The 8,624-nt window shown below is 73.9% G+C and carries 8 protein-coding genes; 3 read left to right on the top strand and 5 right to left on the bottom strand.

What is annotated here, in order from left to right:
- Nucleotides 1-2,116, top strand: a 2,116-nt coding sequence (locus AOK15_RS37785; protein ID WP_055523291.1) for a protein kinase domain-containing protein, incomplete at its 5' end; no start/stop codon positions are given.
- A gap of 100 nt (nt 2,117-2,216) precedes the next feature.
- Nucleotides 2,217-2,951 (top strand): SIR2 family NAD-dependent protein deacylase, encoded by a 735-nt coding sequence (locus AOK15_RS37780; protein ID WP_055523288.1) that lies wholly within the window; start codon nt 2,217-2,219, stop codon nt 2,949-2,951.
- A 25-nt stretch (nt 2,952-2,976) separates the two neighbouring features.
- On the opposite strand, the gene AOK15_RS37775 is transcribed toward AOK15_RS37780, so the two are convergent.
- The 3 genes from AOK15_RS37775 to AOK15_RS37765 all read right to left on the bottom strand — a co-directional run bounded on the left by AOK15_RS37775 (nt 2,977) and on the right by AOK15_RS37765 (nt 7,124).
- Nucleotides 2,977-3,459 (bottom strand): methylated-DNA--[protein]-cysteine S-methyltransferase, encoded by a 483-nt coding sequence (locus tag AOK15_RS37775; protein WP_055523286.1) that lies wholly within the window; start codon nt 3,457-3,459, stop codon nt 2,977-2,979.
- 19 nt (nt 3,460-3,478) lie between these two features.
- Entirely contained in the window at nt 3,479-4,987 is a 1,509-nt protein-coding gene (locus AOK15_RS37770; protein WP_079058932.1) for a DNA-3-methyladenine glycosylase 2, read from the bottom strand.
- A gap of 148 nt (nt 4,988-5,135) precedes the next feature.
- A complete protein-coding gene (locus AOK15_RS37765) occupies nt 5,136-7,124 on the bottom strand; it encodes a heavy metal translocating P-type ATPase (protein ID WP_205632295.1) in 1,989 nt (662 codons plus the stop codon).
- Between the two features lie 57 nt (nt 7,125-7,181).
- Between AOK15_RS37765 and AOK15_RS37760 the strand changes: the two genes are divergently transcribed.
- Nucleotides 7,182-7,553 carry an ArsR/SmtB family transcription factor gene (locus AOK15_RS37760; RefSeq protein ID WP_055523282.1) on the top strand — a complete coding sequence of 124 codons (372 nt, stop codon included), beginning with the start codon at nt 7,182-7,184 and terminating at the stop codon, nt 7,551-7,553.
- Nucleotides 7,554-7,585: 32 nt separating this feature from the next.
- On the opposite strand, the gene AOK15_RS37755 is transcribed toward AOK15_RS37760, so the two are convergent.
- Nucleotides 7,586-7,852 carry a hypothetical protein gene (locus AOK15_RS37755; RefSeq protein WP_055523280.1) on the bottom strand — a complete coding sequence of 89 codons (267 nt, stop codon included), beginning with the start codon at nt 7,850-7,852 and terminating at the stop codon, nt 7,586-7,588.
- A 49-nt stretch (nt 7,853-7,901) separates the two neighbouring features.
- A complete protein-coding gene (locus AOK15_RS37750; RefSeq protein WP_055523293.1) occupies nt 7,902-8,402 on the bottom strand; it encodes an O-acetyl-ADP-ribose deacetylase in 501 nt (166 codons plus the stop codon).
- Between the last annotated feature and the right edge of the window lie 222 nt (nt 8,403-8,624).

Raw genomic sequence — 8,624 nt, 5'->3', positions numbered from 1 at the left:
GATCGCCGAGGCGCTGATCTCGGTGCAGGCGGCCGGGCTGGTGCACCGCGATCTGAAGCCGTCCAATGTCCTGCTGGCCGCCGACGGTCCGCGGGTCATCGACTTCGGAATCGTCCGCGCCACCGACGGCTACGACCTCACCCGTTCGGGAGCGCTGTTCGGGTCCTTCGAGTACATGTGTCCCGAGCAGGCCACGGGCGAGCCGCTGGGCCCCGAGGGCGACGTCTTCTCCCTGGGGTCCGTGCTCACGTACGCCGCGTCGGGGCACGCCCCGTTCAGCGGGACGGCGGCGGCCACGCTCCTCTACCAGGTCGTGCACAACACGCCCGACCTGTCGGGCGTGCCCGAGCCGCTCGACAAGATCATCAGCCTCTGTCTCACCAAGGACCCGCGGCTGCGGATCACTCCGGACAAGCTGGCCGCCGCCTGCGCGCCGGGCGGGGTGGAGCAGGTGACGGGCGAGGGCTGGCTGCCGCCGTCGGTGACCGCCTCGATCACCCTGCGCGCGGCGGCCGTGGCGACGTTCGCCACCGCGCCGGACGACATGCGCGCCGGCCCCGCGTCCTGGGACGCCCCCGAGCCGTCGCCCTACCGCCGGGACGCGGCGGGCGGCGTCCAGGAGCAGGACCGGGCGCCCTGCGCCGAGGACCGGGCGCGCTATGCCGAGGACCGGGCACCGTACGCCCCCGACCAGGCGCCCTACACCTCGGGCCGGGCTGTGTACGCCTCCGATCCGGCGCCCTACGCTCCCGAGCGCGCCCCATACACCTCCGCGACGCCGGCACCGTGCGCGGTGGAGGGCTGTGACCACTCCGCCCACCCGGACGGGGTGACGGGCACCGTCGAGTCGCCCGGCGCCGAGGCTTCCGGCGCTCACGCCGACGGCTCCCCCGGGCAGCCGGAGCCCTATCGCGGGGCCTCGCCCGGTCACCGCCGGGTGCCCGACCGGTCGGGACCGTCCCGGCGTACGGTGCTCGCCGCGTCGGCCGCCTCCACCACCGCGGCCGCCATCGGGGGTGCCGTGTTCCTGTCCCGGCGGGAGAAGCCCGCCGGGCGGAGGGCGACACCGCTCGGCCCCGCCCCCGAGCCGGCCTGGGTGTACCGGGGCGACCCGCTGCTCCAGGCGCCGGCCGTGTTCCACAAGGGGACGGCCCTGGTGAAGACCCGGCCCGGTGATCTGCTCAGTCTCGACCTCAAGAACGGCGCCCGGCCCAAGTGGGTCTACAGCGGCATCAGCCAGTCCCCGACCCCGGTGGTGCTGACGTTCGGCGCGGCGGTCGCGCTGGGCGAGGGCTCGACGGTGATCGGTGTGGACCCGGCCGACGGCTCGGAGCGGTTCACCATCGACTTCGGGCCGGACTTCCGGTTCACCACGCTGCTCGGCGTCGTCGACGCCCGCTACATATCCGTCATCGGTGTCCGGCTCCAGCGGGAGTCCGAGGAGCCGGGCGTCGCGACGTCCACGGACACCGTCTTCGGTGTCGACCTCGCGAGCCGCCGCGCCGAGGTCATCCCCATCAGCCCGGAGGACGTCGGCATCCGGCTGGCCCCGGTGATCACCCCCGGCTACTTCGTCTACGCCGACGGGCTGCGCAATGTGACGGCCCGCGACACCGACAGCTCCGGCGTCCTGTGGCGGCACCCCGTCGGCTACGACCTCCGGCCGGGACTCGCCGTCCTCGACCGGACCGTGTTCGCCATCGGCCAGGAACTCAAGGCCCTCAACCTCGCCACGGGCAAGGTCCGCTGGCGGGTGAGCCCCGACGACGGCCAGTTCGCCTCCCTCGGCGTCTACGGCAACACGGTGTACGTCACCGGCACCAACCCCTCCGGGGTCTACGCGTTCAACGCCGCGACCGGCTCCCGGCGCTGGTTCTGCCCCACCCCGCGCCTCAACGGCGACCTGCCCGTGACCGCCGGGCCGAGCGCGGTCTACGTGCCCGCCTACAAGAACAGGAACGGCTTCTACGCCATCGACGCCGCCCGCGGCCGGCTGCTGTGGAACTTCACCGACGGCGTGGAGACCGGCGTCAACGACTGGCAGCTCGCCTGCGACCACTCCGGTGTCCTGGTCGCCCAGCACTACGACCGCGCCTACGGCATCCCCGCCGCCTGACCGCCCGGCCCAGCCGGTCCGTCGGGCCCTGGCCGCCGGGCCCCGGGCGCACCCCGATATCCGCTGGTCCCGCGCTGCCGGGCGACCTACCCTCGGCCCCATGAAGAAGCCTCTCGTCGCCCTGCTCAGCGGCGCCGGTGTCTCCACCGACTCCGGTATCCCCGACTACCGCGGCCCGAACGGGCTGTGGCGTACGGACCCGGAGGCCGAGAAGCTGGTGACGTACGAGTACTACATGGGCGATCCGGAGATCCGCCGACGCTCGTGGCGGATGCGGCGGGACAACCGGACGCTGAACCCCCAGCCGAACGCGGCGCACCTGGCGGTGGCCGAGCTGGAGCGGTCCGGGGTGCCGGTGCGGGTGATCACGCAGAACGTGGACGGGCTCCACCAGCTGGCCGGGATGCCGGCCCGCAAGGTCCTCGAACTGCACGGCACGGCCCGGTCCGTGGTGTGCACCGAGTGTCATGCGCGTACGCCGATGGAGGACGCGCTCGCCCGTGTCGACGCCGGCGAGGACGACCCGCCGTGCCTGGAGTGCGGGGGCGTGCTGAAGTCGGCGACGGTGATGTTCGGTGAGCGCCTGGATCCGGTGGTGCTCGGCGAGGCCGTCGCCATCACGAAGGCGTGCGAGGTGTTCATCGCCGTCGGCACCAGCCTCCAGGTGCAGCCCGCCGCCGGGCTCGCCGGGGTGGCCGCCGACCACGGGGCCCGGCTGATCATCGTGAACGCCGAGCCCACGCCGTACGACGAGCTGGCCGACGAGGTCGTGCGGGAGCCGATCGGCACCGCGCTACCGGAAGTGCTGCGCAGGGTCGGTGCCGTGGGCGGCTGAGCGGCGGGAGTCGGGCCGCCGGGGGTCAGAACAGCGCGGTGCCCTGTTCGAAGTCGAGCAGGCGCCGCTTGCGGTCCAGGCCGCCGCCGTACCCGGTGAGGCTGCCGTCGGAGCCGACCACGCGGTGGCAGGGCACGATGATCCCGACGGGGTTCCTGCCGTTGGCGAGGCCGACCGCGCGGGACGCCTTGGGACTGCCGAGGGCGTCGGCGAGTTCACCGTACGAGCGGGTCTCCCCGAACGGGATGCGCGCGAGCTGCTCCCACACGCCCCGCTGGAACGGGGTGCCGTGCAGGCGCAGCGTGAGGGTGAACTGCCGCAGCTCGCCCGCGAAGTAGGCGGCCAGCTGCTCCTTCGCGTCGGCGAGGAGGGTGTCGTCGCGCGGGCCGAAGTTCTCCTGGGGCGGGCGGTGGCGCTGGCCGGTCATGTAGAGGCCGCACAGCTCGCCGTCGTCGGCGACGAGGGTGAGGGGGCCGTAGGGGCTGTCGGTCACTGTGTGCTGTTTCATGCCGTGTCCTTCAAGGGACTCATGCGGGAAGGAAGTTGATGGGGTGGCTGTCCGTCGCCCACAGGTACTGGACCGCGTACGCCCGCCAGGGCCGCCAGGCCGCCGCGCGGGCGGTGAGCGCGGCCGGGGTGGACGGCAGGCCCAGTTCCGCGGCCGCGCGGCGGACTCCGAGGTCGGTGGGGAGGAAGGCGTCGGGGTCGCCGAGGGCGCGCATGGCGATGACGTCGGCGGTCCAGGGGCCGAAGCCGGGCAGGGCGAGGAGGCGGGCGCGGGTCTCCGCCCAGTCGCTGTCCACCCCCAGGTGCAGCTCGCCCCCGGCGAGCCGGCCGACCAGTGTGGTGAGGGTCGCCCGGCGGGTGCGCGGCATGGCCAGGGTCGCGGGGTCGACGGCGGCGAGCGCCTCGGGTGAGGGGAAGAGATGGGTGAGACCGCCCTCGGGGTCGTCGACGGGTTCGCCGTGGGCGAGGACCAGGCGGCCCGCGTGGGTGCGGGCGGCTGCGGTGGAGACCTGCTGGCCGAGCACCGCCCGTACGGCGAACTCGGCCTCGTCGACGGTGCGCGGCACCCGGCGGCCGGGCGCCTTGTCGACCAGCGGCGCCAGCACCGGGTCCTCGCTCAACTGCTCGTCCACCGCGACCGGGTCGGCGTCCAGGTCCAGCATGCGGCGGCAGCGGCTGATGGCGACGGGCAGGTCACGCAGGTCGCTGAGGGTGAGCCGGCAGGCGATGTGGTCGGGGCGCGGGGTGAGCCCGACGATGCCGTGCCCGTACGGCAGCCGGAGCGTGCGCCGGTACGCGCCGCCGCGCCACTCCTCCACACCGGGCACGGCGGTCGCGGCCAGGTGCCCGAAGAGGTTGTCGGGGTTGAGCGGGGCCCGGAAGGGGAGCCGCAGGGCCAGGACACCCGGTGTCCCGGCGGGGCCGTCGGGCGCCACGGCCGGGATGCCCGCCCGCTTCGCGGCCCGCTCCCGCAGCTCGCTGGGTGAGAGCGCGAAGACCTCCCGCACGGTGTCGTTGAACGTGCGGATCGAGGCGAAGCCGGCGGCGAACGCGATCTCCGCCATGGGCAGCGCGGTGGTCTCGATCAGCAGCCGCGCGGTCTGTGCCCGCTGCGCACGGGCGAGGGCCAGCGGCCCCGCCCCCAGCTCCGCCAGCAGCTGCCGCTCGACCTGCCGGGTGCTGTACCCGAGCCGCCGGGCCAGCCCCGGCACACCCTCACGGTCGACGACGCCGTCCGCCACGAGCCGCATCGCCCGGGCCACGAGGTCGGCCCGCTGGTCCCATTCCGGTGATCCGGGGCTCGTGTCGGGGCGGCATCGCTTGCACGCCCGGTACCCGGCCTGCTGGCAGGCCGCCGCGCTCGGATAGAACGTCATGTTCCGCGGCTTCGGCGGCACCGCGGGACAACTCGGCCGGCAGTAGATCCTCGTGGTCAGCACGGCGGTGAACACCCACCCGTCGAACCGCGCGTCCTTCGACTGCACGGCCCGCACACACCGCTCCACGTCCCTGTACATCCCGTTCCGCATGCCTCAAGCATCGAGCACGGAAGGAGACTGGGCTGGCGAGAATCCGACATCGAGGTGGGGGCGACCTCGGGGCGGACGGTGGCCGTCAGGGGACAGCCGCACCACGGACGCGCCGCGCCACGCGCCGCGGACGCCCCCTCGGGTGCGGCTATCCGACGGCCCGTCGCCAGGCGTTCTCCCGCAGCAGCCGCAGCCCGTTGAGGCCCACGATCACGGTGGACCCCTCGTGCCCGGCGACCCCGAGCGGCAACGGCAGATGCCCCACCAGGTCCCACACCACCAGCACGGCGATGCACACCCCCGCGATCACCAGGTTCTGCACCACCAGCCGCCGGGCCGCCCGCGACAACCGCACCACCGCCGGGATCGCGACCAGTTCGTCCCGCACGACCACCGCGTCCGCCGTCTCCAGCGCCAGGTCGGACCCGGCCCGGCCCATCGCCACCCCGGAGTGCGCGGCGGCCAGCGCGGGCGCGTCGTTGACGCCGTCACCGACGAACAGCACCTTGCGGCCCTCGCCGCCCTGCAGCTCCCGTACGGCCGTCACCTTGTCCTGGGGCAGCAGCCCGGCCCGGACGTCGGTGATCCCGGTGTCGGCGGCCACCCGGGCGGCGGTCCGCGGATTGTCCCCGGTCAGCAGCACGGGCGCGGTACCGGTCACCGCGGTGAGCCCCGCGACGGCGGCGGACGCGTCATGACGCACACGGTCCGTGAGGGTCAGCAGTCCTACGGCGACCCCGTCCCGCTCGACGAGAACGGTCGTCCCCCCGGAATCCTGACGGCCGACGAGGTCGCCGCCGGTGACGTCGCCGTCGAGGACTTCGCCGTCGCGGGCGCCGTGCTCGCCCGGTCGGCCCACGGTGACCACGGAACCCTCGACGGTGGCGCGCACGCCCCGCCCCGGCGTGGCCACGAACTCCTCGGCGGCGGCCGGGCGCAGCCCCCGCGCACCGGCGGCGGCGACCACCGCGCGGGCCAGCGGGTGCTCGCTCGGGTGCTCGGCGGCCGCGGCCAGCGCCAGCAGCCCGTCCTCGTCGAGCCCGGAGCCCGGCAGCGGCCGTACGGCGGTGACCTCGGGCGTGCCCTCGGTGAGCGTGCCGGTCTTGTCGAGCGCGGCGACGTCGACCTCGCCCAACCGCTCCATGGCGACGGCCGACTTGACGAGGACGCCGTGCCGGCCGGCGTTGGCGATGGCGGAGAGCAGCGGGGGCATGGTGGCGAGCACGACCGCGCAGGGCGAGGCGACGATCATGAAGGTCATGGCCCGGAGCAGGGCCTCGGTGAGGTCCTCGCCGAAGGCCAGCGGGATGCCGAAGACGGCGAGGGTGGCGACGACGACACCGACGGCATACCGCTGTTCGACCTTCTCGATGAACAGCTGGGTGGGCGCCTTGGTACGGGACGCCTCCTCGACGAGGCCGACGATGCGGGCGATGACCGAGTCGGCGGGGTCGCGTTCCACGCGGACGCGCAGCGCGCCGTTGCCGTTGAGGGTGCCGGCGAAGACCTCGTCGCCCGGCGCCTTGGGAACGGGCAGGGGTTCACCGGTGATGGTCGCCTGGTCGGCCTCGCTCTCGCCGCCCAGGACCCGGCCGTCGGCGCCGATGCGTTCGCCGGGGCGGACCAGCACCGTGTCGCCGACGGCGAGCCGGTCGGTCGGCACGGTCTCCTCGGTGCCGTCCGGTGACAGCCGGGTGGCCGTGGTGGGCGCGAGGTCGAGCAGGCCGCGTACGGAGTCGGCGGTACGGGCGGTGGCGAGGGCCTCCAGGGCGCCCGAGGTGGCGAAGATGACGATCAGCAGGGCGCCGTCGAGGACCTGGCCGATCGCGGCCGCTCCGAGCGCCGCGACGATCATCAGCAGATCGACGTCGAGGCTCTTCTCTCGCAGCGCCCGCAGCCCTTCCAGGGCGGGCTCCCAGCCGCCGGCCGCGTACGCGACGAGGTAGAGCGGGCCGTACAGCCAGGCGGAGGCGCCGGCGAGGTCCAGCGGGAAGGCGATGAGGAAGGCGACGGTCGACGCCAGGGCCCAGCGCGCCTCGGGGAGGGCGAGGACGCGGGTGCGGCGGCGGGGGGCCGTCGACGGGGGCGTACGGCGGACCGGTGACGGGGTGAGAGTGGCAGACACCCGGCACACCATACAGGAACACATGAAGACTCATTCATTCCTTCATGTGCGATGAGTAAGATACTCGCCATGGGTCATGGAGCCGTAACCGCCACCGCGCAGGACGCCACTCCCCGCGTGCGTCTGGACGCGGGCAACGTCGCGAAGGTGGCCACCACCCTCCAGGCCCTGTCCACGCCGTCCCGGTTGCTGATCCTGGCCCGGCTGCGCGAAGGCCCGCTCCCGGCGACCGAGTTGGCCGCCGAGGTCGGCATGGAACAGTCCGCGTGCTCGCACCAGCTGCGCCTGCTGCGGAACCTGGGGCTGGTGGTGGGTGAGCGCCGGGGCCGTTCGGTGGTGTACGCGCTGCACGACCACCATGTCGCCGAGCTGCTGGACCAGGCCGTGTACCACGTGGAGCACCTGCGGCTGGGGATCAGCGACGCGCCCGAGGGGGACTGAGTCGCCGGGTCGGAGGACGGGGCGGACCGGGGCTAGGACGCGGGCAGCAGGGCCGGGGGTGTGAGCGGTGTGCCGCCCAGGAGGCCGCCGACGACGCCGAGGACCGGTTGCAGGAGGCCGGTGACCACGCCGAGCACCGGGGAGAGCAGTGCGGTCACCGCGCCGAGGACGGCGCCCAGATCGAGCGAGGTCAGCGTCGGGCCCTCGCCCGTTCCACCGTCCGGGTCCGCCGCGTCGAGGCGGCGGACCGGGCAGGAGGCGAGGGGGCGCGGAGGGAACCCTGACCAGGCTCTACGCAATCCCCCGGTTCATCACCGAGGGCCCGGCAGGACTCCCTGAAGGGGGCCCTCAGCCGACCTGTGACGCGAACGCCTCGTACGCCCGCTCGTCGAACAGGACGAACCTGACCTCCTCCACCGCTGTCTCGGTGGAGCGGACCGTCTCGACGGCGATGCGGGCGGCGTCGTCCATGGGCCAGCCGTAGACGCCGGCGGGGAAGGCGACCGTGCGGGCGCCCAGTTCGTCGGCCACCCGCAGGGATTCGCGGTAGCAGGAGGCGAGGAGGGCGGAACGGTCCAGGCTCTGGCTGTGGACCGGGCCCACCGTGTGGATGACCCATCGGGCGTCCAGCGCTCCGGCCGTGGTGGCGACCGCCTGCCCCGTCGGCAGGCCCTTGCCGTAGTGCGAGGCACGGAGCCTGCGGCAGTCCTCCAGGATGGCGGGGCCGCCGCGCCGGTGGATCGCGCCGTCCACTCCTCCCCCACCGAGGAGGGAGGAGTTCGCGGCGTTCACGATGGCGTCGACGGACTGCTGGGTGATGTCCCCCTGGACGAGGGTGATGGTGGTCATGACCACCTCTTTGACATGCTCCTCGCCCTGAAGGCAAGGATTCTGGCCTTCCCGGCCGGAGACTGTGCCGCTACGCGGCACAGTCTCCGGCCGGGAATCCATGGCTTCCTGTTTCTTCGCGCTGTGCCGGGATCGCTCCCGGTCTTACCGGCGCTCCGCAGGCCGATACCGCCAGTCCGGCGGCCGTCTTCACGTTGATCGCGGCGTTGACGTCGCGGTCGT

This window comes from Streptomyces ossamyceticus, assembly GCF_001418475.1.
GTDB lineage: Bacteria > Actinomycetota > Actinomycetes > Streptomycetales > Streptomycetaceae > Streptomyces > Streptomyces ossamyceticus.
Note: the sequence above shows the minus strand (reverse complement) of the source record. Positions and strands in the feature narration are given on the sequence as shown.